1 protein-coding gene is annotated in these 1118 nt (G+C 70.3%); it reads left to right on the forward strand.

The window, feature by feature from the left end; all coding sequences use genetic code 11:
* Nucleotides 1-317 precede the first annotated feature (317 nt).
* On the forward strand, nt 318-1118 hold an 801-nt coding region (locus tag FVW27_RS16630), incomplete at its 3' end, for a LysR family transcriptional regulator (protein ID WP_167127286.1).

The following is a 1118-nucleotide window of genomic DNA, read 5'->3' on the forward strand; positions in this document are numbered from 1 at the left end:
CGCGCCCACGTCCGCCGCCATCTGGCCGGGGGCCAGCGGCGCCCGCGCGCAGGCCGCATCGCGCACGGCCTCGGAAAAGAACCCGGCGCGCAGGGTGTCCCAGTTGTCCGCCACGGCATCGAAATAGCCCTTGCATCCCATTTGCGTCCTCCTGCATGTTTCGGGTGACCATCGGATGCCGGAATGTATGCCCGCGTCGCCCGTGCGGCCATTCGCATGTTCCGGTGGCGGGTTCGGAAAAAACGAATGACGGGCGGCCAACCGGGCGAAAGCGGTCTCGCGGCTGGCTGCCGCCTTTGGCGAATGCGGGGAAAAGCATGGAACTCTATCAGTTGCGCACCTTTGCCGAGGTGGCGGACACCGGAAACCTGACCCGTGCGGCAGAGCGGCTGCACGCCAGCCCGCCCGCCGTCAGCGCCCACATCCGGGCGTTGGAGGAAGAACTGGGGGTGGCGCTGTTCCGGCGTACTTCGCGCGGTATGGAACTGACCGATGCCGGGCGCGACCTGCGCGAGCGGGCGGGGACGGTGCTGGCCGGAGCCGAGGAATTGCGGGCGCGCGCTTTGGCCCTGCGCGGTGAACCGGAGGGCGAGGTGACCATGGCCCTGCACGCGGCCTCGAATCTTTTGCGGGTGGATGCGGCGCACGCCCTGCTGCGTCAGGCCGCACCCCGCGTGCGATTGCGCCTGTCGCGCGCCATGAGCTGGGAAGTGGTGGCCGACCTGCGGTCCGGCAAACTGGACGCGGGCTTCCTGTACCTTGCGGAAAACACTTCGCCAGACGGGGCGGGCGGAGATCCGGCCTGCGGGCCGGAAGATGCACCATCCAATGACGTGGCCGCACCGGAAGGGCTGGCCGTGACGCCGCTGGCCCGGATCGGGCTGCACGTCATCGGCCCGCTGGAATGGGCGGAGGCACTGCAATCGGGCACCCTGGCCGACCTGGCGGCCCTGCCCTGGCTGTGGGTGCCGTGCGAATGCCCGTTCTGTCCGGTGATGGAGCGGTTGTTCGCCGCCGTGGGCGTGGAGCCCACCGTGGCCGCCGTGGTCGAGCAGGAGGACGCCCTGTGCGCCCTTGCCGCCGGAGGCGCCGGGCTGACGGTGATGGTCGAGGCCGAG

This window comes from Nitratidesulfovibrio liaohensis, from assembly GCF_011682075.1.
Classification (GTDB): Bacteria; Desulfobacterota; Desulfovibrionia; order Desulfovibrionales; family Desulfovibrionaceae; genus Cupidesulfovibrio; species Cupidesulfovibrio liaohensis.